Source organism: Bacillus cereus group sp. RP29, assembly GCF_040459765.1.
Taxonomy (GTDB): domain Bacteria; phylum Bacillota; class Bacilli; order Bacillales; family Bacillaceae_G; genus Bacillus_A; species Bacillus_A paranthracis.
The window spans coordinates 3,064,967-3,090,926 of record NZ_JARVHN010000001.1 but is presented as its reverse complement, the minus strand read 5'-3'; the positions used below and the strand labels follow the sequence as shown (position 1 = coordinate 3,090,926).

Sequence of the window (25,960 nt, the reverse complement as noted above, 5' to 3'; positions counted from 1 at the left end):
TGCTGCTATGAAAATTACATAGTTGGACATATCAGCGATGGATATATTTTACCATATCAAAATAGGGAAGTATGAATAAAAAAAGAGCCATAGGGCTCTTTTTTACACTTAATCAATAAAAGTAATTAATTACTAGTACTGTAAATATTCCTCTTGAATATTATATACAGTCATATGATAATAATTGTAATGGAGGTGTTACAAAATGATTTTCAAAAAAGCGAGTTCTATATTTTCTAAAACAACAAAAGAAATGGTGCAAATGAATAATGCTTATAAAGACATGAAAAGCAATAATAATATAAACTCTGCAGAGATAAGAAATTCACTTAAAACAAAATCTGAAAAATTTCAGAATCGTAAAAAAGGTACGGATAATATGTTTGATATCATTCGTAATAAATAGCAATCGGAGTGACTAAAACATCTCCTGCACTTATAATATTGAACGATCCAAGTACTACGTCAAATATCATATTTGGTATAACATGCATATCTTCAGGTTTTTCAAATAATGATGTTTCTCCGGAATAAACAGCGTCTTTCACTCCGATTATTCTCACTAAATATTTTATGCTTCTACTTTTATTTGTTCGAAAAGATAGAGCTTCTGAAGATTCTCTTAGGCAGCCCTTTTTTAGTAACCCTACTTTATTTCCCATTTTGATTATAGATAAATCACCAAACGCTTCGTGTGTATAGGAACTAAGTGTTTCTAATTGCTTGATTATTTTCAACATTGGTCGTAAGTGTTCATAACTATTTACAATTTGCTGAGCCTCAGCTAACTCCAATTGTTCTAATTCTGTCATTTGATGTTTTTTCTTTTTTTTATTGCAAATTTCAAGTGCTTCGTCAAAATCTTGAACTATTCCGCCAGTTCCAAATAGCATAATTTCTTTCATTGCTTTGTAGTTTGTAATCTTTTTAATTAATTCAAAATCATAAAATTGATATGTAGATTCACCTAAATGTACATCGCCTTCTTGAAAATCAGGACCAGGCTGAAGAAGGTTTTCATCTATGAGTTTTTCTTGTAAAATATCTAATGCATAATCATGGAATGCTTTATTTAAAATATCTTTTTCACCCTCTAAAAAAGCTCTCGAATCATGTGTTAATTCTTTTTCAAGGTTACCGATTTGCCCATCAAGTCCAGCTTTTCCTAGAAGTCTACCAACTTGAAACCCACCTTTTACTGTTGCGGTTTTTCCTTGACTGGATTGTTGACCCGCTGTCAATGTCTCTTGTGAATTTTGTTCGGCAGAAAAACTAGTAATAAGACCTTGTCCTACTTGTGCTAGCATTGAGTTCATTAAATCAGTATCAAGATAAATGATTTCTTTCATTTAATTATCCTCCCTTATATTTTTATATATTGCTTTGTAAGCATAACAAGTAATTGATATGAAAATTGTCGTTTTTTGTCGTATATATTAGAAATATTCATAAATATGCCTTCTTGATGATAGTGAAATTGAAACTAAAGGTTAAATAGTGAATTTACAGATGTAGAACATGTGAGCTAAAATAATTGTAGATTCAAATCTGGAAGGAGGGAAGAAGCCATGAGAAATACATATATAAAAGATCCGGGTGGATGGAATTACACTCAAAAGAATAGTGAAGCTGGCCCTGGTGGCGGTGCAGGATATGCAGACCCGGGAACGGGTGTGTAATATTTGTGCTCGGTATTACGAAAAAACTTTCTCAATAATTTTTTGTAATTAAAGGGAACTAATGTTCTATTTTATGGTAAAATAAAGAAAAGTAAAAGACCTCACGTTATGTGAAGTCTTTTACATCGTTTTTGAGGAAACGGGCATAACGCATCAAATTTCTCGTAATTTCATTTTGTTGTTCTACTGTTAAATTCGTTAAGATATCTGATAAAGAAGTATATAAATATCCGATCTGATCCGTCGGTGCATAAGTACGTCTTTCATCAGTTAAACCTAACAAGAAGTCAGTAGATACATCAAAGAAATTTGCATATTGCACAAGAGTGTCAAAGTCAGGTGCTGATATAGCATTTTCATGTGAATTTACTCGACTGCGAGATAGGGTCATTTTATCTGCTAATTGTTGCTGTGTTAAACCACGTTCCTCACGTAGTAATTTTATATTTGTAGCAAAATAAGATAATGTATCCATACAAAAAATTATAGGTAAATTCTTCATTATCCACTATAATTGATTGTAATAAACTCAAAAATCAAATAAAATGTTATAAATATTATCAATGGGTTGAGAAAATATTTCTCAACCTTGTTGTACAATCGTTGCACTAAAAATTCCAAATCTTGTGATAAACTGATTTTAAGAAATCAAACGGAACGAAAAAGACCCATAGCGTGTGTAACTGTGCTGGGAACACGTTTACACCGTTTAACCCTAATAGAAGTAGGGAAAACATTTGCCATGAGCCTTTCGGTTACGAGTTTACGTAACGTATACGGCTAGTATAACACAGCTTTTGGATGTGATTCATCATTAAGGTGCGTTTTCATGATAGGGAAGTGTGTCTTGTTCCAACAAGGGGGACAAAACATGTGGAAAGCTCTAGGTCAAATTGAAAAAGAATTATGTGTAGCTGGTATCAGAAAAAACAAACTGGCAGATCATTGGGGTGTTAAGCCAAGTACTGTTACAAAAGTATTTAAAGGTAATACAGATATTAGTTTTGGTTTTCTTTCTAAAACAATCATTCTATTAAATAAAGGTATACAGGTGCAAAGGAATATGTTGAAGAATTATATCGATGTCACAAATCCAAAATCAGAGAATTTACGTGAAGCGATGGAGGATTTAGCTTTAAGAGGTAAGTTCGATCTTTTAATTGAAGTAATAAATAATGAATTACATTCTAAGGTTTCTGAAAATAAAGAATTCGCTAGAGTATATCAGATTATTTATAACCGATATATAGGTGAATTAAATGCCAAACAGTACTATAAAGCGTTACATATAGAAAGTAAATCAGTAAAAACAACGGAGATGGAAGTATTAACTGACATTTTATTATGTCAAGCGCAATATCAAACAGGGAACTATACTGCTTTAAATGAGCGCCTGAAATCATTGGAAACTAAAATTGATGAAATTAGTAATAAGTATCTTCGTGAGTGCTTCAAACTACGTTACAGAGAAGCAATTGCTGTTACTTCATTACAAGGTGGAGAAGTAGATGAAGCCAGAAGTGTGTGTATTAAATTAATAGATGATCTTGAGTGGGATAACTTTTTTTCTTTTCCAAAAGTAAATGCGTACTTAAAGCTAGGTGAATCTTACGTATTCACAGAAGCTGAATATGAAAACTCAAAATATTACCTAGAGAAAACTTTACAAATGATTGGTAATACAAAGGTTAAAGGTGTCGAGAAGAAAAAAGAGATGGTGCAACATACATTATCGTTTTTAAAAATTCATCATGATAAAGAAATTAGTGATTCAGATGTTGTGCATCCAGGTGAAATGGCATATTTAATGATTAGACAAGGTAACACAACAGGAGCAAGAGAATTGTTAAATCAAATAAAAAGTGCCACTGGTGAATTAACGGATATACAGACCGCATATTTAGCTTTAACATATCAAGGGACTAAAAGAGAAGAGTTACTGAAACAATCTCTCCTAATGTGTCAAAAATCAGGGAATATATTTTATTCGAATTTACCGAAAATTTACTTGGGTTTAATTTGAATATTTGGTATAATTAGTAATAGAAAGAGGTGATAAGATGAAAAAATTAATTACAATTATTCCTGCACTATTATTAGCAGCTACACTAGTTGTTAACACTGATTCTGCGAAAGAAAAGCCTAGTACTAATGAATCAAAGCCAGTAGTTCAACAAATGATGGTTGATCCTGGTGGCGGTTGGTAAGATACGCAATTAAGGTTTACATATATATTTAAAATGACATCGTCTATTTAGGCGATGTCATTTGTAGTTTTAGGGAGAATTTCCTTTTTAGGTGTACGAACAAAAAAGAAATTTATGTAAAAAAATAACAAAAACGATAAGGGGATAAGAGAAGATGAAGAGTCCGGAAGGGGAAGTTAATCTGATAAAACAAGCTCTATTACTACTGCAAGAAGAGGAGAATCCAAAAGAAACGTTATTATCTATTTGTTTAAGTGAACCTAAAAGAGAAAAAGCAATGTAAAAAAAGACTATCTACTCTTCGGATAGTCTTTTTTCGTTAAATATTCCCTTTGGCTTTTTCGTAATTCACAAACATTTCTAGTTGTTCCAATGCTTTTTTGCGTTGTCCCTCAGGTAAGTCATTTATAATTTGAAGAATCTCCTGCGCTTCTTTTGTTAGTTGTAGATCTTGGTCGGCTGTTAGATCTGGTGACTCAGATAGTCCTAGCAGATAATCAGTAGTAACTTTTAAATGATTAGCCATTTTTTGAAGTGTGCGTGTACCTGGTGGTTTTTTACCTTCAACATAGTTATAAACAGAAACATGGCTAACACCAATTGCATCAGCTAATTGTTGCTGGGAAATCCCTCTTTTATCAATTAGCGATTTCAACCTCTCATGATTAAACATATTCCAAGCTCCCCAAAATTTATTTTATATTATTTTATAATATGCTCATTTTATTTCATATTACCTTACTGACATTATATATTAACTATCAGTTAAGTTGGAAGAGGGAATTTTTTTAAAAAAATTTCAAAAAACACTTGAACTTAACTATCGGTTAAGTTATTATGGATTTAACAACAAAAACGGAAGAGAGGATTTGCACATGAAGACTCTAAAACAGCTACGGGAAGAACGAGGTTATAGGTATAAGGATGTAGCTAAGGCCGTTGGTATAACTGAAGTTTATTACTGGTATATAGAAAATGGTCAACGTCGTCCTTATTTTGACTTAATTGTAAAGATTGCTGAGTTTTTTAAAGTGAAACTAGATGAAATTAAAATTTTTTGTCCTTAACTTAACTAATAGTTAAGTTAAAGTTGGTTAAGTTAAATAGAGAGGAGCAAAACAAAATGACCATTGAAGAACAAATTCAACAAGCGGTAACAAAAGCAATTCAGCCATTAATGGATCTTCTTCAAAATCAACAGTCGCAATCTAATCATCAAAAGACTTTACTTACATTGGAAGAAGCGATGGAGATTCTGGGAGTCGGAAAGAACAGAATGTACGAAATTGTTAAAACTGACGGATTCCCAGCATTTAGAGAAGGGAAACGATGGATGATCATTACTCATAAATTTTATGAGTGGATGGAAAAGCAAGCTGAAAAAATCGTATAGGAGGGATTTAGTGGAAGTGATATTGGTTGAAAGCACATTCAGCCTTTTAATAACAGCGGTGGTTATCGTGTCATTCGTGGGTGGCGTAACGCTATTAGGTACATTTATTGAAAAACTTATCAGCGAGAATGAACAGCTCAAGCAAGAAAATAAACAATTACGGAAGGTGAAGAGAATATGAAACAAATCAAGTTGGAAGAGGCACCGAAGGAGTTGCAAGAAAGAATTAAACAACATGTAGAAGCAGAATTTGAGGTACTAGAAGTAACAGAGGATGAAAAGTTATTGCGAGAAGGAGTTGCTGAAGATTCGAAATCAGCAAAGTCTTACGAAGCTACACTTGCATTAGCTGGTCACGCTACGATTATCAATTTGTTTTGTTATAAAAACATTTTCAAACAGTTTGTGGTCGATGAACAAATACTTGATTTTTGGTTAGTAATCAAAGCGATGCAAGTAAGTAGACCATTTCGTAGTAGAGTTAAAAGTCATATACGAACTATCGAGAGAGAGATCGAACGAAAAGAAAAGGAGCAAAGCGAATGAGCATAACAGCACCAGTTCTACCAAAAGACATGCAAAAGAAACAAGTGTTAGATGAGTTCTTACAACATTGCAATCAAATGCAAATTAAAGTGTTAAGAGAGCGTGATGCAAATGCATTATGTGAATGGATTAAGGAAGCACGACTTGCGAGAAGGGAACTTGCAGCACTGTATCGAGCGAAAGAAAAATATGATGAAGAACATGAAAGAGATCGGAAAAACATTTTAGGAATCATTCAGCGGTTAAGAAGTCAAGGTGTTGATGCGAGTGCGGTGGTAAGAGCGCATTACATAACTCTTTGCGAAGAGGTTGGCTAAAAACAAAACAAACCGTCCTACGCCTAGAACGGTTTGAAGTATGACGCATGGCTAGTATAACATATTTCATTCTTCTGTGGAAGGAGGTGAACAAGATGCTAGATAACCCGATGTCGATGCACAATGGTTACAGCAAAGCAGATCCACAAGAACAAATGATAGACCATCCAATTGAGGATGCATTAGGTAATGAAATTCTACCAGGTGATGAGTTTTTGATGGCACCAGATGGTGAAGTAGTTTTAAGAGAAAACATCATGGATTACATGATTACGCAGCTTGGATTTGAGAAGAAAACCGCAGGGGAATAAAAAAGAACCCACGGCAATGGGTTCCCTTAAACAAATTTAATTAACAATATTTTATCACAAGGGGGATATAAAATGCACGTTCAGTTTAAATCTTTGTCTATCTTAAATTTCAAGAATCATTCAAATTTACAAATTTTATTCGGTGATATTACTTCCATTGCAGGTCGCAATGGTGTTGGTAAATCAACAATTGCAGAAACAATCACTTGGGCGCTTTTCGGTACAGATCCATTTGGAACAAAACTTGATCCAAAGCCAATCGGTGATTCAGAAGCGGAAACAGTAGTGGAACTTCTAATTAGTGTAGATGGGAAAGACATCTTAATCGGTCGCAAGCAGAAAAAAACAGCAAAGTACTTTATCAATGAGGTACCTAAGAAAGCGAAAGAGTTTGAAGCTTGGATGGAAGGATTAATTGATAAACAAGCATTCTTATCGCTATTCAATCCTAGCTTTTTCAGTACACAACATTGGCAAACGCAGCGTGAACAGCTTCTCACATATGTAAGCGAGCCATTAAAAGCAGAAGTATTTGCGGAGTTATCGAAATTGCAGGTGGATCTGCTCGAGGAGAAGTTGAAAAAGCATTCATTGGATGACTTACAAAAAGTGCATGCAGAACGAAAAAGAACACATGAAAAATCATATGAACGTGCAAGTGAGCGCGTAATTACCTTACAAGAGCAACTGGATAAACAAAAGAAAGAACAGCCAGAAACGGATACAGAAGTCGTTAAACAAAAGTTAGCGAAATTACAGGCAGAACGTTCTGCAATTGATGAAAAGGTTCGCGCTTCTCAAAAACAACAATCAGCATATACGCAAATGCAATATCAAATTGAAGGCGTTAAGCAAGAAATTGAAAAGCAAAAAGAATTGGTTTTCGCTATCAAAGCGGAACAGGTACAAGAGTCTTGCTACACATGCGGTCAAGCGTTACAAGGTGAAGCTTTGAATAAGGTGAAGCAAAATCGTATCGATCGTTTTGAACAAGCGAAACAACTCGGAAAAAGCATGGTAGCTAAGCATAAGGAGTTGGCAGAACAGTTCAAACAATTATCACCAGTTGAAGTAGATGTAACGCAAACCAGCGAGCTAGATAATCAAATCTTCTCACTAAATGCGAAATTAAAACAAGTCCATAACTTAGAACTCTTACAAAAAGAAATTGATGAAGCGGCAACAACAAAAGAGCAAATCCGAAAAGAGAAAAATGAGTCCATTGTATTACTGGATGCGATTAAAGATTTCCGTACCAAACGTAGTGAATTAATGGTGAAAAAGATTCAAGCGTTATTTAAAACAATCGATGTTCAATTGTACGAAACGCTGAAAAATGGCGAGGAACGCGAGACATTCGAAATATTGATGGATGGCAAGCCATACAGCCGACTAAGTACTGCTGAAAAAATAAAAGCAGGTTTAGAAGTCATTGAAGTATTAAGTCAGCAGTCAGAGTTTATCGTACCAACATTTATCGATAACGCAGAAAGTATTTTACACTTCGAAAAACCAGTCGGCCAACTGATCGTGGCACAGGTTCAAGATACAGAATTTACAGTTCAAGCAAAAACAATTGAAAACAAGGGGGAAGTTGTTCATGAAGATGCGTTATAGAAATTATGATTGTGAAATTGCTTTTGGAATGTACGGGAATGGAAATATAGCAATGCAATTATTAGGTGCGAAAGGAACGGAATATGGTGGTGATCTTATTACGACAGCAACAGTGAATCTGTATCCTGTTTCTTCAGATACAGTTGGTATCAAAAATTGGTCGGAAAACCGAGGGATGAGCCAAGCGCTTATTCAAGCGAACGTCATTGAACCAGAAATGTTGTATTCAGCACCGACTGGTTTTGTGGAAGTTGAGTATTACAAGTTGACTAAAGAAGCTCAAGGTGAATTAGAAAAACAAAAGGAGGAACAAATCAATGGTTAAAAATCAAGTAGCAGTTTCGAATACACAAGCGGTGGTAGGAAGCTTTACGCAAAGTGAGCTGGATACAATCAAAGGAACTATCGCACTCGGAACTTCAGATGAGCAATTCGCATTATTTGTTCAAACTTGTGTCAATTCAGGTTTAAATCCTTTCTTAAACCACATCTATTGCATCGTGTATAACACCAAAAATGGGCCGAAAATGAGCATTCAAATAGCAGTTGAAGGAGTGCTTGCTCTCGCGAGAAAAACAGATGGATATAAAGGTGTAGATGCACAACTGGTACATGAAAATGATGATTTTAAATATAACGCAACAACTAAAGAAGTTACTCATTCTGTTGGTTTTCCAAGAGGGCGGGTAATTGGCGGATATTCAGTAGCAAAGCGTGATGGATTCGAAGATGTTGTGGTGCTAATGGAAGCAAGTGAAGTTGAACATTTAACTAAAGGGCGCAATGCCGACATGTGGAAAGACTGGTTCAACGATATGTTCAAAAAACATTTATTAAAACGATCAGCTAAATTGCAGTACGGAATTGAAATTGGTGAAGAGGAACCAGTTGCAAGCAAACCTGTTGAAGAGACACCTTCTTATCAACCAGGGGCTCGAGTAGATATTACGCCAAATCAATTACAAGTTGAAGAAGGTGAAGTTATTGATACGGAAGATGAATTCAAAAAACAATGGGCTTCGATAAATGAAAAGCTACAAGGGTACGACATGACCAAAGATGATTTAAAAATAATTATCAAAGAAAAATTCAACATGAAGCCAAACGATTTATCGTTACAACAAATTACAGCCCTTTCAAAATTTATTGATTTAGAACATGCGAATCGCCAGAAGGCAGAAGCAATTGTTCAAGAGCAACAAGATCAGGATGAGTTCAACTTTGAAGATGAAGAGCTTTAATCCATGCGAAACGTTCCATACAAGGTGCTTCTCCCCAGTGCATTCTGGAGAGAAGCAAAATCTAAAGATGAAATAAAAGAGCGGATTAAACAGTATTTTAGGACGTCTTATCCGGAATGCCAGATTAAAAAAGTTATTAAGGAGAACGGGTCTTACATCGCGATTTGCACAAGGGGGTAATAAAAGTGTCAGATGTTAAATGGATTAAGCTATCAGTTAGTATGTTCGATGATGAAAAGATTCGCATCATTGAAAGTATGCCAGAAGCAGATACAATTTTAATTTGCTGGGTGAAGCTTTTATCACTTGCAGGGAAGACAAACGCAAATGGTTACATTTTCTTAGCAGAAAACATTCCGTATACAGATGACATGCTAGCCACGGTATTTAATCGTCCACTTAACACCGTACGACTGGCACTCGAAACCTTTCATAAATTCGGAATGATTGAAGTGGATCAAGAGCATTACATCAATATTAAAAATTGGGGTAAGCATCAAAGTTTAGATCGTTTGGATGAGATTAGAGAACAAGCGCGGATTAGGAAACAACGCCAAAGAGAACGAGAAAAACAAGCAGCTTTAAATCCACCAGAAGGAACTGGTCACGTGACAGGTCACGGAAATGTCACGGACATAGAAGAAGATAAAGAATTAGATAAAGAAGAAGATAAAGATTTAAAAGATATAAAAGAATATAGTCCTGATGAACCTCAGGACCATGCACCTGATGAAATTCCGTATCAAGAAATTGTGAAATATCTTAATAAAAAAGCAGAAACACAGTACAAATATACTTCTAAAAAAACCAAGGAATTAATTCACGCACGTTGGAAAGATGGTTTTACTTTAGACGACTTTAAAAAAGTTATTGATACAAAAGTAAAACAATGGATTAATGACCCGAATATGTGCGGTTATTTAAGACCTATTACATTGTTTGGTACAAAATTTGAGAGTTATTTAAATGAGCGACCTGTACAACGAACAGGAAAAGTAAAAGGCGGTGGATCGAATGGGTCAGTTAAAACAGGTAAATCAAGTGAAGAGTTCTTCAGCAAATACGATTTCTCAAAACGCTAGAAAGAAAGCAGCGGAAATGTTTCAATTTTCACCGAATCGATGCCAAAACGTTTTCATTGTAGGGAAGAAAAACATAAAAGATGTATGCAACAAGCGCATGCTTATCGATAAAGAAACAGGACAAGAATTTTGTCCGCAGTGTAAAACGGTAGAGAAGGAAGACCAGCAATTAGCAACAGAAGCACAAGAAATGTATGTGAAAGAAAAGGTCCTCAAGTTATTTAAAGGATTTGAAGATGGCAGCTTAATCAATCAGAAGTTGAAAAAGGCAACGTTTCAAAATTATGTGCCACCAAGTCAACAACTTTATGATGCAAAAGAAGCATGTGAGCAATACGTACAAACGTTTAACAAGAAAATCGGAAAGAACATCATGCTTGTCGGTGATTATGGAACGGGCAAAAGTCATTTAGCCGTATCGATGACAAAAGAGTTAATGAAACGCGGTATAAGTGCTTGCTTTATTACAGAAGAAAAGTTATTTACCAAATTGAAGTCCACGTATAACCGTAAAAGCGACATGACAGAAGATGAACTACTGACAATGCTTTCGAAAATCGATTGCTTGGTGATTGATGATCTTGGTGCTGAAAAGGAACCAGATGATGAAGAGGAGTTAAAAAAGCATAAGTGGGCAAGGAAGAAAATGTTTGAAATTATCGATAGCCGAATTGGACGGCACACGATTTATACAACAAATCATTCCGTGCAAGCTTTATTTGGGATATATGACGAACGAATTTTCAGCCGCATCTTTGATGATGAAACGGAAGTTATTGAAATGAACGGTAACAATTATCGATTAAGAAGATTCGTAAAGGAGTGAAGAAAATGTGCATGACATGCAGTAACACTGGTGTAATTCATAAAGAAATTTATCCAGGGATGATAACGATTGAAGGGTGTAATTGTGAGGTAGCAAAGCAGCAGGAAGCTTCATACCAAGAACATTGGGATGCTTGGATAAAAAAATTTGAAGGATGGAAAAGGGGGTTACTGCATGGGCAGCGTGTCGGTTGAGAAAAAGCGTGAGTTTGTTAAGTGGTTTTTGAACAATTTTCAATGTAAGTGGCGTGAAAGTGTATGGACTTTAAATTACTTAATGAGCCACGATCAGTTATTGCAGCAAGTTCATTTCGTTGAAAATGCAAGAGGAAATTATTCAAGAGCTATATTCATTTCAACAACATGTGTGGAAACGAAGCCTTTTGTTTTCTACCGGAATGGTTTAGTGGGTACTGATCCAGATAAAGCATTTCAACATATCCGACATAACCGTGATGAAGATATCTTTATTGAATTAAACTTTGCTGATAAATATAAGCACCCTCAATTCATTGAGATATTGGAAGGTGAAACATCTGATGAAACAGAGCTACCTTTTACCGAACGCTTGGAATTAGCCCAGGTAGTTAATGATTTAGAGAAACTCGCTAAAGCACAACTCATTGATCATGCATTAGACACAAGAAATGAAGAATTGTTCCGTAAATTGATTGCAAATTAAGGGGGAGATGAAGGGATGGCTGTCCTTTACAAATATAAATTAACCACCATTTTCGAACATTGGCCGAATGAAGAATATGTAGTAGCGGAAACCGAAGGAAAGGCAAGATTCTTGTATTGGCAAAAGTTTAGAACAAGATTTCTAACAATGCCAATGGTTGAATTCATGAAGTTTGTAAAGTGCGAGAACGAAGGTGTTTTTGACATCAAGAGGATGTACAGTGCAGAACAGGCATTTAAGAAAATGCAAAACTATCGCAACCTACACTTTGCTTACATGGGTATGCGAGTAAACGTAGCTGGCATGTGGGGTACGATCGTTGGGAACTGGAAAACTAATCTGTTCGTTTTGTTCGATGGAGAAATTGAGAAGCACAATTGCCATCCTTTTTGGGAAATTGCTTACTACGATGACGAGGGTAATGTGGTTCGAAGTTACCAGAAGGGAGAGTATGCGATATGAATGAGCCAAACGGCAAATTGTCCAATATTGAATTCGAAATGATACTGGACGATTTTAAAAATCAATTACCTCTACAAATTAAGTATCACGGCGAGCTTGCAAAATTATATAAAGCGAGATTTGATGCGTTGGTAAAGGAAGGATTCACGCAAGAACAGGCACTTGATATTGTTGCTGCTCGTGGGATTAGCTAATAAATGTTAAAGGGGATGGATGGAATGACAGACTTTCAAAATGGCGTTTACGAAATCACTTTACTGATCAGCGAAACGAAAGGGGAAAGAAAATAATGAACATCGCAAAATTACGTGGACTACAAAGGATACTTGATAATCGGATTATTAAACAGCATGGTCTGGAAGGTCAAAACTTAGTTTGTAATTTAATCCTGGCTTTACAAGTAGAAATTGCTGAATTAGCAAATGAAACACGTTGTTTTAAACATTGGAGTAATAAAGGATCAAGTGAAAGAGAAACCATTCTGACAGAGTTTGTGGATGGATTACATTTTATTTTAAGTATCAGTAATCAGTTGGATATCACAATAGAATTTCGTTGCGAAGATGAAACAGAAAAAATGATTGTCAATACATTTAATAAGCTGTTTTATTACGTAGGAGAAATGTGGGATACAGCACACAATTATCCAGACAGTAAATTGCAATTAGCGGATGACGTTGAAATAATTTTTAACTTGTTTATGGAATTAGGAACAAAGCACCTGGGCTTTACTCATGAAGATATAGAGCAAGCATACCTGGAAAAGAACAAAGTAAATCATCAACGTCAGGATGATGGATATTGAGTAAGTACAATAATAAGAAAGTTAAAATAGATGGCCATGTTTTTGATAGTAAGGCAGAATCGGATTATTACACGGGTTTAAAAGTTCGCAAAGCTGCAGGTGAAATTTTAAATCTTGAATTACAACCGAGATTCACTTTACAACCAGCGTTTATAAAGAACGGCAAAAAATATCAAGCAATTACATATAGTGCAGACTTCATGGTTTATTTGCCAAATGGTGATGTGGAAGTCGTTGATATAAAGGGAATGGTAACGGAAACGTTCGCGGTAAAGCGAAAACTGTTTGAGTATAAATATCCACACTTACAACTCATTCTTTTAAAGCATGTTATCAAGTATGGCGGATTTATCACATTGGATGAGTACGACAAGTTAAAACGTGAAGAGAAAAAAATAAAAAAGGCTAAATAAAGGGAGCGAATTATATGTCATATATCGAATTTAAACCAACTTTAAAGAAAGTAAATCTAAAAGCAGATGGTAAGAAAGAAATTGTGTTAGAGGTATCGGATTCATCGTTAAAAGGGAAATTAGATGCTTTATCTGATTTGATAGATACAAAAGTTTTAATTGCATTGGAGTCTATGCAAGTTAGCTTTAACGTAACAATTAACACGAAAACAAACGAGCCTGTAACGCAGTATGAAGTTGATGAGAAAGGGATTGTGCAAGAAGTAAAACCATCATTCGAACAGTTAGAAGCTGATTTTGATATCCCTGAAGAAAAGATTCAAACTCGTGAAGAGAAAGAACAAGCGGATCGTGAAATTGTTGACGAGTTCATTACAAGTGGTTTAGCACCAAGCTTTGACGGAATGCCAAATAAGATGCCTGAAATCGTGAAACGCCGTCTTGAAGGTGAGTCTTACTTGAAGCTTGCGAATGAACTTAATATGTCATCAGGCCAAATTATTGAAGTGATTGATGAGTACCGTAAGCGTGTCGCTCCATTAGCGATTAAGTGGTACGAGTGGAAAGAAAATCAACCTGATGTAGTTGAACAGCCAAAGGCAGAAGAGAAACCGAAGGAAGAAACAGAGACAGAAGAACCTGTTGTATCGGAAGAAGAACAGGTGCAAGAACAAGATTTGCAATCTTCTGAGGAATCTGAAGGAACTGATGAGGAAAAGCCATTTGATGAAAAATTAGAAGACTAATAAAAGTAGGTTGGTAGTATGACAAATTCGTTATACTACCTGCCTTTCAATCTCATATGGGGTGATGGGTTGAATAAAGCGGAGAAGAGTCAGGTCCGAATCGACATTATAAATATGCAAGAGAATCATTGTGAGGGTTGTACGAAATATCCAGCAGTATTTACGAATTCATCTAAATTAGTGGGTTGGTGTCAAAAGAATTGTGAGATTGGTCAAAGACTAAAAAAGTTAGGCGAAAGTCTACTTGAGGGGAGAACGGAACACATGGCTGAACAAAAAAACTGGGATCATATTTGTACAACAGCTGAAAAGTTACGTAAGGCAGATAAAAAGAAATGGACTTGGGGAAATATCGCTGAACACTTGGGGGTAAATGAAAAGACTTTGTATCATCACATTTCTAAAAGACGGGAAGAAAAAGGAGCACCTAATAAACGCGTAGGTGCATCAAATATACCTCAGAATACAAAACCATCACCACGACATCAAAACAACGAAAAAACGAAATCTGAACCACCAAAATTAAATTCTGTAGTAGCTAATCATATCGAAAAAGCAGAAACGTTAGATGCTTCCTGGAAAGGACAATTAAATACAATCCTTGATGAAAAAGATGCACTTCAAAAAGAGTTAAGCGAAGTATCAAAAATGTATGAGGGGTTGAAAGAGCTAAAAGAAAAACTAGCAAAAGATTTCATTGCAGAAACGCAAGCTCGACTGGAAGCGGAAGATGCACTCAAACTCATGCAAGATCAGCTACAGTCTCGTGATGAGGATTACAACACGTTACTAAATGAATTTAATGCAATTACTGAAAAGAATCATGAATTGGAACATGATCTACGAAAAATGCATATCAATGTGCGCGCTGCAGAAGAAACGGCCGCGAAAGAACGTGAGCATCGACTTGAGTTACAAGGTAGATCACAAGCGCTCGGAATTGCGCTCAAGGCAGTCTTATAGGTGAGCGGTATGAAACTGACAAAAGAAGAAAGAACTCAAATCACATACCAAATTGGCGATATTATCGAGCAGAAATGCAGACGTTGTTATTATAATCGCTCATGCAATGAAAGCTTTAGTGTTAATGAGTGTAAAGTATGTCCGACTGGCGAAACATTACGTCAGTTGGGCAGATACCTGGATACACAGCCTAAAAAGAATGGTGGACCAAGAAAGAGAATTCCAGTGGGATTAACGCCTGAAATCGTAAGAGGGTTAAATCAAAAGGGAATTCCAGATAAGGAAATCAGCATTATGTATGATCGTAGCTTTACCTATGTTGGAAAGCTTAAAAAGAAGTGGGAAAGTGAAGGGAAATGGAAAGGGCCAACTGATATGAGAGAAATCAAAAGGGGTGGAGCGAATGCCTGAAGTAGTTGATATAAAAGCCATGTCGGATGATGAATTTGTAAAAAAATATAAAAAGCTAGTTTACAAGTTTGTATGGAGAAAGTACGGAGCAGTTTTAGAATCGATAAAAACTACTACTGGTTTAGATGCAGAGGATTTAATTCAAAGTGGCATGATTGGGTTGCTTAAAGCAAGAAGAGACTTTAACCCTGCATATGGGTGTGAGTTTTCCACTTTAGCAATTCCTAAAATGCATGGAGAAACTACCAAAGCAATTATAAATAATCAAAAAGTTAAGGTAACAAGTGAGATATTCCACTTGAAAAGTAAAATCATTAGAAAAAAATTAACAGAAGAAAAACCAGAGGTCATTAGTCAACAATTAGGCGTATCTGTTGAGGCTGTAGAAGAAGCTTTGCAATATCAACAAATTCCAAGTTCTATAAATGAATTAGCATTTTCAACAGGGAGTGGTGATACCGATTTAACACTTGAACAGATGCTAATTGATGAACGCTCAACGAATGAAAATGAGAAAGTTGAACATGCAATAATAGTTGGTTCTTTTGTTCAGACATTACCAGATCGAGAAATGATTGTATGGGATATGTATTCAAATCATATGTCGCAAGAAATTATCGGGAAGAAAGTTGGAGTTAGTCAAACTCAAATTAGTCGCATATTAAAACGAATCAAGGGGAGAGCTGCAGCTTTTGGGAAAGAGCAAGGGGTTGCAAAGTAGTATCCAATTTGAATTTTGTATAAAAATTAAAGAAGCCTATACTACGATATCGTATAGGCCGAGGGACTAAAATTAATCTGTTATTAATTTCGAATAGATATTTAAATCGATAAGCTTCCCAGCTGAGATTTCGCTTTTTCTTAGAGTCCCTTCAAAAGTGAATTGTAATTTTTGTAATACTTTTATGGAGTTCACATTTTCAGGTTCAACTTTTGCTTCGACACGATTTAGTTTCAAATGTGTAAAAGCATAATCTAATAGGGCAGAAATCGCTTCAGGGGCATATCCCTTGCCCCAAAAGGATTTCGAAATATCATAGCCAATTTCTGTTTTTGAGTTTTCGAAATCTAAGGAATTATAACCGCATGAACCGATGATTTGGTTAGATTCTTTTTCAATAATAGTAAAACGCATAGCTTTATTATTTTGAGCCAGTTCATTGAGGAAATGAATCATATCTTTCGCTTGGTTTTCATCAGTGAAATTACTTATATTCATGAATTTTGTAACGTCAGGATCAGACCATATTCTAAATAAGCTTAATGAATCTGATTCTTTCATTTGTCTTAAATGCAATCTTTGTGTGTGTAGTTCTGTAATCAATACTTTTACCTCCATTATGTTGTTGTGATAGGTAGATTAAAAATATTGATATCTGCGCATAATTCAGTCCCTTCTGGATTAGTTAACTTTTATTATACAGAAAATTACTAAATTGAACAAAAGTGTTATTTTAAAGCAAAAGGCAGTTAGGACTCCCTAGCTGCCGTGGACTTCAAATTATATGCGTTATGTAGTTTAGATTAATATTCTATATAAAGTGATTGTAACTGCCATTAGAATTAAAAATTCGAATAAAATCATAGAATATTTTTTCTCGGGTTTTTGAAATTCTTTAATTAAGCCAAATATTGCGCCTATACCAAAGATAATATATAGACAAATTACTATGGTTTCTATCATTTTTAACACTCCTAATTAATGGTTAATTTTATTATACAGTTATTAATTTGAATGTTAAGAAACTCTAAAGAGAATTAAGGTGAATTTAAACAAAATAGTTATTTTGGAGGGAAATGAACGTGGAGAAATGCAATTATGTCGGATGCAAAAATGATGCAACAACTAAAGGATTTGTATTAAGTAGAGATTCAAAAGGAAGAAAGCATCTTCCTACAGATGTATATGCTTGTGATAAACATAAAAAGTCTTCCAGCTTTTTTGAATATAAAGCTGCAAAAACAAACTAAACAAAATTCTTATTTGATAACAAATAAAAAGAGCGCTGATCGAGAGCGCTCCTTATGCCTCATTATAACGAAAGTGACGAGCTCACGTTATACAGAAAGGTAGTAGTATTGTATGTCAAAGTATGAGATCGGTTAATGGATTTAAATAAAATTAAAAAAATAAAAAAGAGGACCTAGTAAACTAGGACCACAATCGAAGTATCATCTTTAAAGTGAAAGTAAAAAGATTGATATGAGATGATTTTAACATAAATCATTAAATTAAGAAATAAAGATGTTTATAAAAACTTTATTTAAAAATTAAAGAGTGGTTTTTAAGGGGCTCTATGACTAAGAGTTATTTTAAATTTTTTATAGTTTTGAAGTATTTAAGCAATAATTTTGTTTAAGACTAAGATATTTTCTCATTAGTAATATCGATTTGCTTCAGTAGACATGGCAATCGCTTTTGTTTCATGAACTGTACCATAGGGATGCTCTGGAGGTGCATATATAGAGTAAATTTTAAGTGGTTTATTCCCCATATTAATTACATTATGCCATTTTCCAGCAGGTATCATAATGGCATAGTCATCATAGACCATTTCTTGAAAATCTAATTTATCTTTGGTATCACCCATTTGAACGAGTCCTTGACCCTCTTCAATACGTATGAATTGATCGGTTGTAGGGTGTACTTCTAAACCTATGTCATCACCAACATTAATACTCATTAAAGTTACTTGTAAGTTTTTTCCTGTCCAGATAGCGGTTCGGTAAGTATTGTTTTGTTTGGTGGCTTGATTAATATTCAATACAAATGGTCTAGTTCCATAATCTGTTAATCTGAAATTTTCACAATAAGGATAGCGGTTGTGGTCCAAAGCATTATTGTTGTAACTGTAATAATAAGGATTCCAAGCGTAAATCCAATTATTGTTATTCCAGATGCTATCCATTGAGCTTTGACATTGATAATAACGTGGATGATATTGCATATTCAAGCTCCTCTCATGATTTTATCATTTCCTGTTTATCCTATGCTGTTGTCTATTTATAGGAATACAGAATAATAGGAAATGGGCAGTAATAAAAAATACAAACAAACTTTATTATTTTTCCTAGGAAAAATAAAAGTAACAAGTTAATAAAGGATGTACTATTTGGAATGAAAAACTTAATAAAATCGTTATTTAAATAAAAGAAACCCCGTTTATCAACGGGATTTCTAAGGGTAATTGTCAAGTAATGACGTACTCGACTAAATAACCATATCATGAATTTTTTGGTAACAATACTGGTAAATGTGTCCAAATGAATGAGAGCATCATTTTCAACAAAAACGCTATTTGGGAAGGAAGGAGAATGAACAGTGAAGGTAAAGGAGTACGTCGTTTATAAAGGTGAATCATTCGTATGCGTCGGGACCATACTGCAATGCGCTCAACATATGGGCGTACGTCCTGAAACCGTTAAATTTTATAAGAGACCAGCATATAAAAGGCGAGTAGCAGAACGAAAAAATGCTAGAAATTATATAACTGTTACGGAACTTGAGGAAGATTAATATAAAAATTTCATTTTGTAGAAAAGGGGATGGAGGGAAGTGAGAGCTGAACATGAAAAGTCACAATCCATATACAGATATCCTGATGGTGGAGTGATAAGGTTGGAATACAAAAAAAGAGGTAAAGGTTTAGGCTATGCAAAGCATCCGCGATACAGATTGTATTATAAAGGGAAAAGAAAAATGATTGGAAGCTCAAGCTTATTCACTATTCAAGATGCAATCCGTATTGGAAAAACAAAGAAATACGAAATTGATAATTCGATAGAATAATCTTTTGATAAGAAAGCAGATTGAACGGAGGGGAACCGTATCATATGAATCAACCTTCTAGATATGTAAATGAAAAGGAAATACGGCCTTTCGTGATAGAAGAGTTACGAGATTACCGTGTGCTGAAAGTGAAATTTAAAAATATTCAAGAACGAACGGAATTTGGAGTGGAATTAATGTTTCCAGAACTTAGAAAGAGTACACAGGATGAAATAAGGTACAGACAATTAAAAAGGGCGTTTGAAGAAGCGCTTGATGAAGACGAGCAAAGGGTGCTGGAAGCGAAATATATGAGTGGTAAAGAGTTGAATAATGATTACCTGGCAACAATCTTAGGTATGAAACCAGGTAAATTTTATCGGAAAAGAAAAACGGGAATTATTAACTTCGCAAAGGCATTAAACATGATTTAAAACTGCATATGGAAGTTTTAGGGTACCATTCAGGGCAGTATTTTGGGCAGTGAATTGGGTACCTTTTTACATTGGAATCAACGGTACGATATTCCTACAGTTAATTGTTCTTTGAAAAGAGCATAATGTGGGGATAACGTATCTATGCGCTCATAACCAATGATCATAGCCCCTTTATCAAAACGTTACCGGAGAACGGGCATGGGCGGTAAGAATCCGCAAAAAGGACGGAAAGACCAATTACATTTATATATTCAGCCGCGGTGCATTTGTATCGTGGCTTAGTTATTTTATAAAGAAAAAAGCCCAATACGGGGCTAGATACTTTTCTTCATGCCACATTTACGGCATTCTCTTAAATAGATGAAATTTTTAACGGAACTTTTGAATGCGGTATTTCCGCAATTATCACAGCGACCGCTGATTTTGTCAGGATGTTCTGTGTATGTGTATATCTTGCTTAAATCGTACTTTTGTTCAGGTTGTTTATTCTCCATTCGTTTCACCTACATATCAATCTGAATTAAGACAGCTTAAATATAATAACACGAAGCATTCACATAATGGATGTTTTTATTTTACAAAGCGATTAGCATAAGGAGTGAACTCATAGAAGTATAAAAATTTGAACGCGAGGTGGCAGGTGAGATGTAGATGGCGAGACAGCGTAGTCCAGACCGTGATAAAGCATTCGAAATATACAAAGCAAGTAATGGTGAGAAGCCACTTGTTGAGATCGCGAGGGAATTAAACTTAAAGCCATCTCAAATAAGAAAGTGGAAATCACAAGACAAATGGGATGAACAATTAAAAGGTAACGTTACTATTGCGAAAAGGAGCGTTACTAATGTTAAAAATCCCAAGACAAAAGCCAAGTTGAAAAAGATGCTAGATGATGAAGAGCTGAATGAACAAGAACGGCTCTTTTGTTTGTATTACGTAAAGTATTTTAACGGTACGCAAGCTGCATTGAAAGCTGGCTATGCCAAGAGTAGCGCACATGTTACGAGTAGTCGGTTACTTAGAAGAGAACGTGTAGCATCGTACATTCGAGAGATCAAAGGTGAAATGGTCGAGAATGTTTTTGTTGAAGCGATGGACGTATTGAATGAATACATTAAGATTGCTTTTGCTGATATTACGAATTACGTAACCTTTGGCCAAAGAGAAGTAGAAGTTATGGGCCCGTTTGGACCTGTAAAAGATGAAGACGGAAAACCAGTCATGAGAACCATTAATTACGTTGATTTTAATGAATCGGACATGGTTGATGGCTCTATCATCGCCGAAGTGAAAAAGGGCAAAGAGGGCGTATCTATCAAGCTTGCTGACAAGATGAGAGCACTTGATAAATTGGCGATGTACTTCGATTTAGTGCCTGATAACTTCAAACGAAAAATTGAAGAAGAACGTCATCGTATGCAAAAAGAAATGTATGATGCTCAGATAAAGAAAGCTAATGCTGAAACTGAAGCGTTAACTGGTAAAGGAAAGAATGAGCCAATCGAGATTAAAATCACCAGAAAGAGTGAGCGATCATGATTGTTGAAAAAGAAGTGAATCCACGTTTTGAAGACTTTCTGTTTGATTGGAATCATAAAAATTACTTTCTTGTTGGCGGTTACGGTTCATCAAAAAGCTATCATGTTGCACTGAAAATCGTTTTAAAGCTATTGGAAGAGAAGCGCAAATGTCTTGTAATACGTGAAGTATACGAGACAATTAAAGAGAGCTGCTTTGCTCTTTTGGTAGATATCATTGAAGATTTAGGACTTTCCGATACAATCAGAGTCACTGAATCACCAATGAAAATCAAATTCCCAAACGGAAGTACAATCATTTTCCGTGGTATGGACAAACCCGCGAAATTAAAGTCTGTTCATAATGTATCAATGGTTTGGCTGGAAGAAGCATCAGAAATCAAGTATGAGGGCTTTAAAGAAGTAAAGAAACGTATGCGTCATCCATCATTAAAACTACACATGATTCTCTCAACAAATCCTGTTAGCATCGATAATTGGGTTTATTTGCATTTCTTTAAAGATGAAGTGAATGAGCGAACGGTATTAGATGATGAGGAACTATACGAGAAGCATACAGTTGTTGTGAAAGATACGTATTACCACCACAGTACAGCGGATGATAATTTATTCTTGCCACAATCGTACATCGATGAATTGGATGAAACAAAAGAGTATGATCCGGACCTGCACCGTGTTGCAAGATACGGAAAGTTTGGTGTCAACGGTGTCAAGGTATTACCGCAGTTCGAAATGATGGAAGCTGAAAAGATGGATGAAATCATTAAGAACCAGCGCAAATTGATGCTACGAGTTGGAATGGACTTCGGTTTTGAAACATCATTTAACGCGGTGGTACGTATGGCAATTGACCATGAGAAGAAGTATCTCTACTTGTATTGGGAGTATTACAAGAATAAGCAGACTGATCCGCAAACTGCAAAAGATTTAATTGAATTTAAAGAGTCAGGTGAACACATTAAAGCAGATAGTGCAGAGCCGAAAACCATCGCTTACTTTAGACAAAAAGGATTTGAAATGAGTGGAGCCAAGAAGTTCCAAGGCTCACGATTAGCGAATACCAAGAAAGTAAAGCGATTCAAGAAAATAATCTGCTCCACTGCTTGCCCAAATATAAGGCGAGAACTCAAAAATTTAACATACAAAAAAGATAGCAACGGAAATATCATCTTGGATGAATTTAATATAGATCCACATACTTTTTCAGCTATCTGGTATGGCTTAGATGGATATGAAGTATCCGACTTGAAAGAGCTGAGTCATGCGAGTGCATTTGAACGTGTATTCTAGGAGGTGCGCTATGTTTGAACGCTTAAAAGAGTGGTTCCGCACCCTTTTTAAACGAAAAGGAGGTGTGAGTGTGAAGGAGAATTATACAGAAAAGCTCAAGCAGAAGGATTGGGAATTGCTGAATGAGATATTAAAAGAGCACGATAAACTTTTACTGGATGTAGAGAAAAGACAGAAGGTATTTGATGGTGACTTTGATATTTTAGAAAGAAAACCGAAACGGACAGACGATCCGAATCATCGAATTGTGGTCAATTACTCCAAGCTTATTTGTGGTATGCCAACTTCTTATATGTTAGGGAAGCCGATAAGTTACGATGTACCTGATACGGTAATCGATAAGGGCGCAAGTAAAGAAGTAGTTGAACAATTTAGGGATGAATTAAAGTATGTGCTAGAAGAAAATGATGACCATGCAGTTGATTATTTAAATACGAAACGCGGATTGATTGCAGGTGGTGCGACAGTCCTTTTTTATTTTGATGAAATGGGCGAGATTAAATATAAATCATATCCAATCAATGAATGCTTTCCGGTGTTTGATCATAAGGGTGACATGCTTGCTACTATTCATCGTTATAAAACAAAAGTTGGCGATGAAGAAATCGAACATGTGGAAGTATACGATGATGCAACCGTAACGTATTTAATCAATGAGAATGGGACATTCAAACTAAACGGAGATTACAAAATCAATCCAATTCCGCATTCAATTCCGATTGTACCTGCTGCTTATTTTCAAAATGGAGAATTTGCGAAACCGAGAGGCGGCATGGTTCAGTATGGACCAAGTAACCTTTCAGACGATATCATTACACAACTTGAGGAATTAGCAAGGTTGATATCGGACAACTCAAACCGACTAGATGTATTCTGCGATCCGTATTTATTGTTTAAAGGGGTTAAAGTTGATCCGGAAGAAGGCATCAAAATGCGGAAAGCCCGTGCGATTAGTATAAAAGGAGACCCGGGAGAGCAAGCCGATGCTTCTTATCTAATCGCTGATATGAAGAATGAACCGATTGAATGGCAAGCGAAAACTATTATTGATTCAATCTTTGAAACTTCTCAACTACCTAAAATATATAAGCAGGAAGCACTTGGTGATTTGTCAGGTGTAGCAATTGAGCAGTTATACGCTCCACTTGATTTACAAGTGAATGAGAAGGAAATATACCTGCTACGATACATTAGACGTAAGTTTATGATTATCACTTTAATGCTCAATGCACAGAAATTAATTGAGAGTGGTCATGAGAACCCAGCAGAAGCGTTAAAAGAAACGTTGAACCCACGAAATGAAAATAATGATTTATACAATTACAAGTGGATTTGGTGGGAAATCCATCGTAATAAACCGCAAAATGTGAAAGAAATTATTGAGATGCTTAACAAATTAGAAGGTCGGTTGTCACAATTTACTCTACTTCAGCAGAATCCACTTGTTGAGGATGTTCAAGAAGAACAAAAACGATTGGATAAAGAAGCAGCAGAGAGTAAAATTGTTGATTTAAAGAATATTGATAATCACATCGCAAACCGTGATAAACGTATGCAGAAGAGTGATAAAACGGACGATGAGCTATGAATCATGAAGAACTGAAAAAACTTCAGGAAATGGCAATAGAGCAACAAAAGAAGCTAATTAAATTTAAAGATGAGCGCATTCGAGTACTGCTTGAAGTGTATGCAGAGTTTCTGCAAGACATAAATAAAGAACTTTCTTATTTATATACACGTACAAGCTTAGGCTCACCAGAAGATAAATGGGATTGGGACGAAATCAGAAGAGGAAAAGATTTAGAAGCAATCCTAAGGCAGATGGAAATGAGTATTAATCGTATAAACGAAGAAGCAACAGGCATAATTACCAACTCTATAAAAACAGTAGGTGTTGTTGATTATGCATTTACTTCTTATATTGCTGCTGCTCATATACAAGGATATATTGTTGTTCCGCCAGTTATACCAGAACGTGCTATTAAGATACTCGTAGAGAAGGATTGGGGGCACGGACACTTCTCAGATAACTTGTGGGGGCAAACAGAGAACTTCAAAGAGCATTTACGTACAACATTAGTCAATTCTATGCAGCGTGGTGAAAGTTTCCGTACCACTACAGTTAAGTTGCAAAAGCGGATTGGTCAAGAAGCTTATAAAAGTGAGCGCCTTGTACGTTCTGAAATTATAACGGCCAGTAATGAAGCGAAGAAAGAATACATGACTGATTTTGATAAGCGTAGTAATGAGATGGGCATGGACTTACTCAAAGCTATGAAAGTACTGGAAACATTGGATAATAGAACGTGCAAAAAATGCCAAGCGATGGATGGTAGAGAGTTTTCTGTAGAAGAAGCGAAGAGTATACCAGCTACAGAACATCCAAATTGCAGGAGAACGTTTGTTGCAGTAATAAGAGGGTTTGATAATTCGAACCGCCAACGTGCTGCAAGAAGTATGAGTACTGGTAAAACGTATCGTACTGATGCGAAAAACTTTGAAGAGTATGCAAAAGAACAAAATTTAGATTCTGCTGCTAGTTATAGTAAGCAGTACAAGAAACAGGAGAGTGAAGAGTGATGAAATCATTATATAAATTACGTTTAAACTTACAATACTTTTCGGACCCGAATCCGCCGGCTGATCCGCCACAAGACCCACAACCAACAGATCCGCCGAATGATCCACCTGTGACATATACTCAGGAACAACTGGATACGCAGCTTTCTGATGCAACGAAAGAAGCAAAAAGACAAGCGAAATTAGATGTGTATAAGCAATTAGGTGTTGAATCATTAAAGGATTTGCAAGATAAATTAGCTGCTGCAAATGGTAAAGAAGAGGCAGATGCAACATTACGAGCTTCAAACGAAACGCTTACAACTAAAAACAAATCATTGGAGACTGAACTTGCGTTTGTTAAAGCTTCTATTGGGCACAAACCGCATGATGCAGATCTCCTTTTTACTGCGGTTCAACCGTTATTAACGACTGATCCTGATACTGGCGAAATCACTAATATGAAGGAAGCTATTGAGCAGGTCAAGACAGAAAAACCGTTCTTATTTGCAAGTGAGGAAGCTGCACCAGAAGGCGGTCAAGGAGGTGGTTCACAAAGACCAGGAAGTACTGCACCAGGTGGTGGAAATCCACCTGCATCTAAAACAGACTACGATAAAGGTGCAGAATTAGCGAAACGTCGTAGTCAAACACAACAAAAATAAGG

Annotated in this window: 40 protein-coding genes; 34 read left to right on the top strand and 6 right to left on the bottom strand. The window is 35.7% G+C overall.

Features of this window, described 5'->3' with window-relative positions; genetic code table 11:
• Positions 1–205 precede the first annotated feature (205 nt).
• Complete coding sequence (locus QCI47_RS16560; RefSeq protein ID WP_073540600.1) at positions 206–406, top strand: hypothetical protein; 201 nt, start codon at positions 206–208, stop codon at positions 404–406.
• Here QCI47_RS16560 and QCI47_RS16555 read toward each other — a convergent pair.
• Together QCI47_RS16555 and QCI47_RS16550 are read right to left on the bottom strand one after the other, a co-directional pair.
• A complete protein-coding gene (locus tag QCI47_RS16555) occupies positions 390–1,349 on the bottom strand; it encodes a DUF6414 family protein (RefSeq protein WP_353811871.1) in 960 nt (319 codons plus the stop codon). The genes QCI47_RS16560 and QCI47_RS16555 overlap by 17 nt on opposite strands.
• 436 nt (positions 1,350–1,785) lie before the next feature.
• Positions 1,786–2,154, bottom strand: coding sequence for a helix-turn-helix domain-containing protein (locus QCI47_RS16550; protein WP_071742337.1), 369 nt, complete (start codon positions 2,152–2,154; stop codon positions 1,786–1,788).
• Positions 2,155–2,550: 396 nt separating this feature from the next.
• On the opposite strand from QCI47_RS16550, the gene QCI47_RS16545 reads away from it, so the two are divergent.
• The 3 genes from QCI47_RS16545 (at position 2,551) to QCI47_RS16535 (ending at position 4,169) form a co-directional block, all read left to right on the top strand.
• Positions 2,551–3,702 (top strand): AimR family lysis-lysogeny pheromone receptor, encoded by a 1,152-nt coding sequence (locus QCI47_RS16545; RefSeq protein WP_353811870.1) that lies wholly within the window; start codon positions 2,551–2,553, stop codon positions 3,700–3,702.
• 37 nt (positions 3,703–3,739) lie between these two features.
• The gene (locus tag QCI47_RS16540; RefSeq protein ID WP_073540603.1) at positions 3,740–3,886 is read left to right on the top strand and encodes a complement C1q protein; all 147 of its coding nucleotides are present in this window, start codon (positions 3,740–3,742) and stop codon (positions 3,884–3,886) included.
• Between the two features lie 154 nt (positions 3,887–4,040).
• Positions 4,041–4,169: a hypothetical protein gene (locus QCI47_RS16535; protein ID WP_275655120.1), complete on the top strand. Its 129-nt coding sequence runs from the start codon at positions 4,041–4,043 to the stop codon at positions 4,167–4,169.
• A gap of 36 nt (positions 4,170–4,205) precedes the next feature.
• Here QCI47_RS16535 and QCI47_RS16530 read toward each other — a convergent pair whose 3' ends face one another.
• Positions 4,206–4,559 (bottom strand): helix-turn-helix domain-containing protein, encoded by a 354-nt coding sequence (locus QCI47_RS16530; RefSeq protein WP_073540604.1) that lies wholly within the window; start codon positions 4,557–4,559, stop codon positions 4,206–4,208.
• 202 nt (positions 4,560–4,761) lie between these two features.
• Here QCI47_RS16530 and QCI47_RS16525 point away from each other — a divergent pair, with 202 nt between their 5' ends.
• The 21 genes from QCI47_RS16525 to QCI47_RS16420 all read left to right on the top strand — a co-directional run bounded on the left by QCI47_RS16525 (position 4,762) and on the right by QCI47_RS16420 (position 16,421).
• Positions 4,762–4,953: a helix-turn-helix domain-containing protein gene (locus QCI47_RS16525; RefSeq protein WP_353812012.1), complete on the top strand. Its 192-nt coding sequence runs from the start codon at positions 4,762–4,764 to the stop codon at positions 4,951–4,953.
• Between the two features lie 56 nt (positions 4,954–5,009).
• The gene (locus QCI47_RS16520) at positions 5,010–5,279 is read left to right on the top strand and encodes a helix-turn-helix domain-containing protein (RefSeq protein WP_353811869.1); all 270 of its coding nucleotides are present in this window, start codon (positions 5,010–5,012) and stop codon (positions 5,277–5,279) included.
• Between the two features lie 10 nt (positions 5,280–5,289).
• Positions 5,290–5,460: a hypothetical protein gene (locus tag QCI47_RS16515; protein ID WP_353811868.1), complete on the top strand. Its 171-nt coding sequence runs from the start codon at positions 5,290–5,292 to the stop codon at positions 5,458–5,460.
• A complete protein-coding gene (locus QCI47_RS16510) occupies positions 5,457–5,825 on the top strand; it encodes a hypothetical protein (protein WP_353811867.1) in 369 nt (122 codons plus the stop codon). Before QCI47_RS16515 ends, QCI47_RS16510 begins: the two co-directional genes overlap by 4 nt.
• Positions 5,822–6,142, top strand: coding sequence for a hypothetical protein (locus QCI47_RS16505; protein WP_353811866.1), 321 nt, complete (start codon positions 5,822–5,824; stop codon positions 6,140–6,142). The genes QCI47_RS16510 and QCI47_RS16505 overlap by 4 nt, the downstream gene beginning before the upstream one ends.
• Positions 6,143–6,237: 95 nt before the next feature.
• Positions 6,238–6,453: a YqaI family protein gene (locus tag QCI47_RS16500; RefSeq protein WP_353811865.1), complete on the top strand. Its 216-nt coding sequence runs from the start codon at positions 6,238–6,240 to the stop codon at positions 6,451–6,453.
• Positions 6,454–6,525: 72 nt separating this feature from the next.
• On the top strand, positions 6,526–8,070 hold the full coding sequence (locus QCI47_RS16495) for an AAA family ATPase (protein WP_353811864.1): 1,545 nt from the start codon (positions 6,526–6,528) through the stop codon (positions 8,068–8,070).
• Positions 8,054–8,395, top strand: coding sequence for a hypothetical protein (locus tag QCI47_RS16490; protein WP_353811863.1), 342 nt, complete (start codon positions 8,054–8,056; stop codon positions 8,393–8,395). The genes QCI47_RS16495 and QCI47_RS16490 overlap by 17 nt, the downstream gene beginning before the upstream one ends.
• Entirely contained in the window at positions 8,388–9,311 is a 924-nt protein-coding gene (locus QCI47_RS16485; protein WP_353811862.1) for a RecT family recombinase, read from the top strand. Before QCI47_RS16490 ends, QCI47_RS16485 begins: the two co-directional genes overlap by 8 nt.
• A gap of 185 nt (positions 9,312–9,496) precedes the next feature.
• Positions 9,497–10,393, top strand: a complete 897-nt coding sequence (locus QCI47_RS16480) for a phage replisome organizer N-terminal domain-containing protein (protein ID WP_353811861.1) — start codon at positions 9,497–9,499, stop codon at positions 10,391–10,393.
• Entirely contained in the window at positions 10,326–11,219 is an 894-nt protein-coding gene (locus tag QCI47_RS16475; RefSeq protein WP_483299104.1) for an ATP-binding protein, read from the top strand. The genes QCI47_RS16480 and QCI47_RS16475 overlap by 68 nt, the downstream gene beginning before the upstream one ends.
• A gap of 5 nt (positions 11,220–11,224) precedes the next feature.
• Positions 11,225–11,413, top strand: coding sequence for a hypothetical protein (locus QCI47_RS16470; RefSeq protein ID WP_353811860.1), 189 nt, complete (start codon positions 11,225–11,227; stop codon positions 11,411–11,413).
• The gene (locus QCI47_RS16465) at positions 11,394–11,900 is read left to right on the top strand and encodes a YpiB family protein (protein ID WP_071742315.1); all 507 of its coding nucleotides are present in this window, start codon (positions 11,394–11,396) and stop codon (positions 11,898–11,900) included. The genes QCI47_RS16470 and QCI47_RS16465 overlap by 20 nt, the downstream gene beginning before the upstream one ends.
• A 15-nt stretch (positions 11,901–11,915) precedes the next feature.
• On the top strand, positions 11,916–12,362 hold the full coding sequence (locus QCI47_RS16460) for an MFS transporter (protein WP_071742313.1): 447 nt from the start codon (positions 11,916–11,918) through the stop codon (positions 12,360–12,362).
• Positions 12,359–12,556, top strand: a complete 198-nt coding sequence (locus QCI47_RS16455; protein WP_071742311.1) for a hypothetical protein — start codon at positions 12,359–12,361, stop codon at positions 12,554–12,556. The genes QCI47_RS16460 and QCI47_RS16455 overlap by 4 nt, the downstream gene beginning before the upstream one ends.
• A gap of 95 nt (positions 12,557–12,651) precedes the next feature.
• Positions 12,652–13,167, top strand: a complete 516-nt coding sequence (locus tag QCI47_RS16450; protein WP_071742309.1) for a dUTP diphosphatase — start codon at positions 12,652–12,654, stop codon at positions 13,165–13,167.
• On the top strand, positions 13,164–13,580 hold the full coding sequence (locus tag QCI47_RS16445; protein WP_071742307.1) for a DUF1064 domain-containing protein: 417 nt from the start codon (positions 13,164–13,166) through the stop codon (positions 13,578–13,580). The genes QCI47_RS16450 and QCI47_RS16445 overlap by 4 nt, the downstream gene beginning before the upstream one ends.
• 14 nt (positions 13,581–13,594) lie before the next feature.
• Positions 13,595–14,326: a 2-methylcitrate dehydratase gene (locus QCI47_RS16440; RefSeq protein WP_071742305.1), complete on the top strand. Its 732-nt coding sequence runs from the start codon at positions 13,595–13,597 to the stop codon at positions 14,324–14,326.
• A gap of 264 nt (positions 14,327–14,590) precedes the next feature.
• A complete protein-coding gene (locus tag QCI47_RS16430; RefSeq protein WP_071742691.1) occupies positions 14,591–15,289 on the top strand; it encodes a hypothetical protein in 699 nt (232 codons plus the stop codon).
• A 9-nt stretch (positions 15,290–15,298) separates the two neighbouring features.
• Positions 15,299–15,700, top strand: coding sequence for a hypothetical protein (locus tag QCI47_RS16425; protein WP_071742303.1), 402 nt, complete (start codon positions 15,299–15,301; stop codon positions 15,698–15,700).
• Positions 15,693–16,421 (top strand): sigma-70 family RNA polymerase sigma factor, encoded by a 729-nt coding sequence (locus QCI47_RS16420; RefSeq protein WP_071742302.1) that lies wholly within the window; start codon positions 15,693–15,695, stop codon positions 16,419–16,421. The genes QCI47_RS16425 and QCI47_RS16420 overlap by 8 nt, the downstream gene beginning before the upstream one ends.
• A 72-nt stretch (positions 16,422–16,493) precedes the next feature.
• On the opposite strand, the gene QCI47_RS16415 is transcribed toward QCI47_RS16420, so the two are convergent.
• Positions 16,494–17,024: a GNAT family N-acetyltransferase gene (locus QCI47_RS16415; RefSeq protein ID WP_270702574.1), complete on the bottom strand. Its 531-nt coding sequence runs from the start codon at positions 17,022–17,024 to the stop codon at positions 16,494–16,496.
• A gap of 479 nt (positions 17,025–17,503) precedes the next feature.
• Between QCI47_RS16415 and QCI47_RS16410 the strand changes: the two genes are divergently transcribed.
• Positions 17,504–17,671, top strand: coding sequence for a hypothetical protein (locus QCI47_RS16410; protein ID WP_270702577.1), 168 nt, complete (start codon positions 17,504–17,506; stop codon positions 17,669–17,671).
• 407 nt (positions 17,672–18,078) lie between these two features.
• Here the strand turns inward: QCI47_RS16410 and QCI47_RS16405 are convergent, their stop codons facing one another.
• A complete protein-coding gene (locus QCI47_RS16405) occupies positions 18,079–18,648 on the bottom strand; it encodes a cupin domain-containing protein (protein ID WP_044791496.1) in 570 nt (189 codons plus the stop codon).
• Between the two features lie 374 nt (positions 18,649–19,022).
• Between QCI47_RS16405 and QCI47_RS16400 the strand changes: the two genes are divergently transcribed.
• Genes QCI47_RS16400 through QCI47_RS16390 form a run of 3 tightly spaced genes read left to right on the top strand, consistent with a single transcriptional unit; the run spans position 19,023 to position 19,903 of the window.
• A complete protein-coding gene (locus QCI47_RS16400) occupies positions 19,023–19,217 on the top strand; it encodes a hypothetical protein (protein ID WP_000864997.1) in 195 nt (64 codons plus the stop codon).
• 39 nt (positions 19,218–19,256) lie between these two features.
• Positions 19,257–19,490, top strand: a complete 234-nt coding sequence (locus QCI47_RS16395) for a hypothetical protein (protein ID WP_071742296.1) — start codon at positions 19,257–19,259, stop codon at positions 19,488–19,490.
• A gap of 44 nt (positions 19,491–19,534) precedes the next feature.
• Positions 19,535–19,903 (top strand): ArpU family phage packaging/lysis transcriptional regulator, encoded by a 369-nt coding sequence (locus QCI47_RS16390; RefSeq protein ID WP_071742294.1) that lies wholly within the window; start codon positions 19,535–19,537, stop codon positions 19,901–19,903.
• A gap of 317 nt (positions 19,904–20,220) precedes the next feature.
• Here the strand turns inward: QCI47_RS16390 and QCI47_RS16385 are convergent, their stop codons facing one another.
• Entirely contained in the window at positions 20,221–20,400 is a 180-nt protein-coding gene (locus QCI47_RS16385; protein ID WP_071742293.1) for a DUF8096 family protein, read from the bottom strand.
• A gap of 157 nt (positions 20,401–20,557) precedes the next feature.
• On the opposite strand from QCI47_RS16385, the gene QCI47_RS16380 reads away from it, so the two are divergent.
• From QCI47_RS16380 to QCI47_RS16360, 5 genes are read left to right on the top strand one after another with little or no spacing between them, the layout of a single operon-like run.
• Positions 20,558–21,445 (top strand): terminase small subunit, encoded by an 888-nt coding sequence (locus QCI47_RS16380; RefSeq protein WP_071742291.1) that lies wholly within the window; start codon positions 20,558–20,560, stop codon positions 21,443–21,445.
• Positions 21,445–22,734 carry a PBSX family phage terminase large subunit gene (locus QCI47_RS16375; protein ID WP_084638355.1) on the top strand — a complete coding sequence of 430 codons (1,290 nt, stop codon included), beginning with the start codon at positions 21,445–21,447 and terminating at the stop codon, positions 22,732–22,734. Before QCI47_RS16380 ends, QCI47_RS16375 begins: the two co-directional genes overlap by 1 nt.
• Before the next feature lie 10 nt (positions 22,735–22,744).
• On the top strand, positions 22,745–24,322 hold the full coding sequence (locus QCI47_RS16370; protein ID WP_270702580.1) for a phage portal protein: 1,578 nt from the start codon (positions 22,745–22,747) through the stop codon (positions 24,320–24,322).
• The gene (locus QCI47_RS16365) at positions 24,319–25,314 is read left to right on the top strand and encodes a minor capsid protein (protein ID WP_074585880.1); all 996 of its coding nucleotides are present in this window, start codon (positions 24,319–24,321) and stop codon (positions 25,312–25,314) included. Before QCI47_RS16370 ends, QCI47_RS16365 begins: the two co-directional genes overlap by 4 nt.
• On the top strand, positions 25,314–25,958 hold the full coding sequence (locus QCI47_RS16360; protein WP_057525897.1) for a phage scaffolding protein: 645 nt from the start codon (positions 25,314–25,316) through the stop codon (positions 25,956–25,958). The genes QCI47_RS16365 and QCI47_RS16360 overlap by 1 nt, the downstream gene beginning before the upstream one ends.
• Positions 25,959–25,960 lie beyond the last annotated feature (2 nt).

What these genes read in the sequence shown, in the direction of transcription:
- QCI47_RS16560 (WP_073540600.1), top strand. Translation starts at nt 206, where the DNA reads ATGATTTTCAAAAAAGCGAGTTCTATATTTTCTAAAACAACAAAAGAA.
- QCI47_RS16555 (WP_353811871.1), bottom strand. Translation starts at nt 1,349, where the DNA reads ATGAAAGAAATCATTTATCTTGATACTGATTTAATGAACTCAATGCTA.
- QCI47_RS16550 (WP_071742337.1), bottom strand. Translation starts at nt 2,154, where the DNA reads ATGGATACATTATCTTATTTTGCTACAAATATAAAATTACTACGTGAG.
- QCI47_RS16545 (WP_353811870.1), top strand. Translation starts at nt 2,551, where the DNA reads ATGTGGAAAGCTCTAGGTCAAATTGAAAAAGAATTATGTGTAGCTGGT.
- QCI47_RS16540 (WP_073540603.1), top strand. Translation starts at nt 3,740, where the DNA reads ATGAAAAAATTAATTACAATTATTCCTGCACTATTATTAGCAGCTACA.
- QCI47_RS16535 (WP_275655120.1), top strand. Translation starts at nt 4,041, where the DNA reads ATGAAGAGTCCGGAAGGGGAAGTTAATCTGATAAAACAAGCTCTATTA.
- QCI47_RS16530 (WP_073540604.1), bottom strand. Translation starts at nt 4,559, where the DNA reads ATGTTTAATCATGAGAGGTTGAAATCGCTAATTGATAAAAGAGGGATT.
- QCI47_RS16525 (WP_353812012.1), top strand. Translation starts at nt 4,762, where the DNA reads ATGAAGACTCTAAAACAGCTACGGGAAGAACGAGGTTATAGGTATAAG.
- QCI47_RS16520 (WP_353811869.1), top strand. Translation starts at nt 5,010, where the DNA reads ATGACCATTGAAGAACAAATTCAACAAGCGGTAACAAAAGCAATTCAG.
- QCI47_RS16510 (WP_353811867.1), top strand. Translation starts at nt 5,457, where the DNA reads ATGAAACAAATCAAGTTGGAAGAGGCACCGAAGGAGTTGCAAGAAAGA.
- QCI47_RS16505 (WP_353811866.1), top strand. Translation starts at nt 5,822, where the DNA reads ATGAGCATAACAGCACCAGTTCTACCAAAAGACATGCAAAAGAAACAA.
- QCI47_RS16500 (WP_353811865.1), top strand. Translation starts at nt 6,238, where the DNA reads ATGCTAGATAACCCGATGTCGATGCACAATGGTTACAGCAAAGCAGAT.
- QCI47_RS16495 (WP_353811864.1), top strand. Translation starts at nt 6,526, where the DNA reads ATGCACGTTCAGTTTAAATCTTTGTCTATCTTAAATTTCAAGAATCAT.
- QCI47_RS16490 (WP_353811863.1), top strand. Translation starts at nt 8,054, where the DNA reads ATGAAGATGCGTTATAGAAATTATGATTGTGAAATTGCTTTTGGAATG.
- QCI47_RS16485 (WP_353811862.1), top strand. Translation starts at nt 8,388, where the DNA reads ATGGTTAAAAATCAAGTAGCAGTTTCGAATACACAAGCGGTGGTAGGA.
- QCI47_RS16475 (WP_483299104.1), top strand. Translation starts at nt 10,326, where the DNA reads ATGGGTCAGTTAAAACAGGTAAATCAAGTGAAGAGTTCTTCAGCAAAT.
- QCI47_RS16470 (WP_353811860.1), top strand. Translation starts at nt 11,225, where the DNA reads ATGTGCATGACATGCAGTAACACTGGTGTAATTCATAAAGAAATTTAT.
- QCI47_RS16465 (WP_071742315.1), top strand. Translation starts at nt 11,394, where the DNA reads ATGGGCAGCGTGTCGGTTGAGAAAAAGCGTGAGTTTGTTAAGTGGTTT.
- QCI47_RS16460 (WP_071742313.1), top strand. Translation starts at nt 11,916, where the DNA reads ATGGCTGTCCTTTACAAATATAAATTAACCACCATTTTCGAACATTGG.
- QCI47_RS16455 (WP_071742311.1), top strand. Translation starts at nt 12,359, where the DNA reads ATGAATGAGCCAAACGGCAAATTGTCCAATATTGAATTCGAAATGATA.
- QCI47_RS16450 (WP_071742309.1), top strand. Translation starts at nt 12,652, where the DNA reads ATGAACATCGCAAAATTACGTGGACTACAAAGGATACTTGATAATCGG.
- QCI47_RS16440 (WP_071742305.1), top strand. Translation starts at nt 13,595, where the DNA reads ATGTCATATATCGAATTTAAACCAACTTTAAAGAAAGTAAATCTAAAA.
- QCI47_RS16430 (WP_071742691.1), top strand. Translation starts at nt 14,591, where the DNA reads ATGGCTGAACAAAAAAACTGGGATCATATTTGTACAACAGCTGAAAAG.
- QCI47_RS16425 (WP_071742303.1), top strand. Translation starts at nt 15,299, where the DNA reads ATGAAACTGACAAAAGAAGAAAGAACTCAAATCACATACCAAATTGGC.
- QCI47_RS16420 (WP_071742302.1), top strand. Translation starts at nt 15,693, where the DNA reads ATGCCTGAAGTAGTTGATATAAAAGCCATGTCGGATGATGAATTTGTA.
- QCI47_RS16405 (WP_044791496.1), bottom strand. Translation starts at nt 18,648, where the DNA reads ATGCAATATCATCCACGTTATTATCAATGTCAAAGCTCAATGGATAGC.
- QCI47_RS16390 (WP_071742294.1), top strand. Translation starts at nt 19,535, where the DNA reads ATGAATCAACCTTCTAGATATGTAAATGAAAAGGAAATACGGCCTTTC.
- QCI47_RS16385 (WP_071742293.1), bottom strand. Translation starts at nt 20,400, where the DNA reads ATGGAGAATAAACAACCTGAACAAAAGTACGATTTAAGCAAGATATAC.
- QCI47_RS16380 (WP_071742291.1), top strand. Translation starts at nt 20,558, where the DNA reads ATGGCGAGACAGCGTAGTCCAGACCGTGATAAAGCATTCGAAATATAC.
- QCI47_RS16370 (WP_270702580.1), top strand. Translation starts at nt 22,745, where the DNA reads ATGTTTGAACGCTTAAAAGAGTGGTTCCGCACCCTTTTTAAACGAAAA.
- QCI47_RS16365 (WP_074585880.1), top strand. Translation starts at nt 24,319, where the DNA reads ATGAATCATGAAGAACTGAAAAAACTTCAGGAAATGGCAATAGAGCAA.
- QCI47_RS16360 (WP_057525897.1), top strand. Translation starts at nt 25,314, where the DNA reads ATGAAATCATTATATAAATTACGTTTAAACTTACAATACTTTTCGGAC.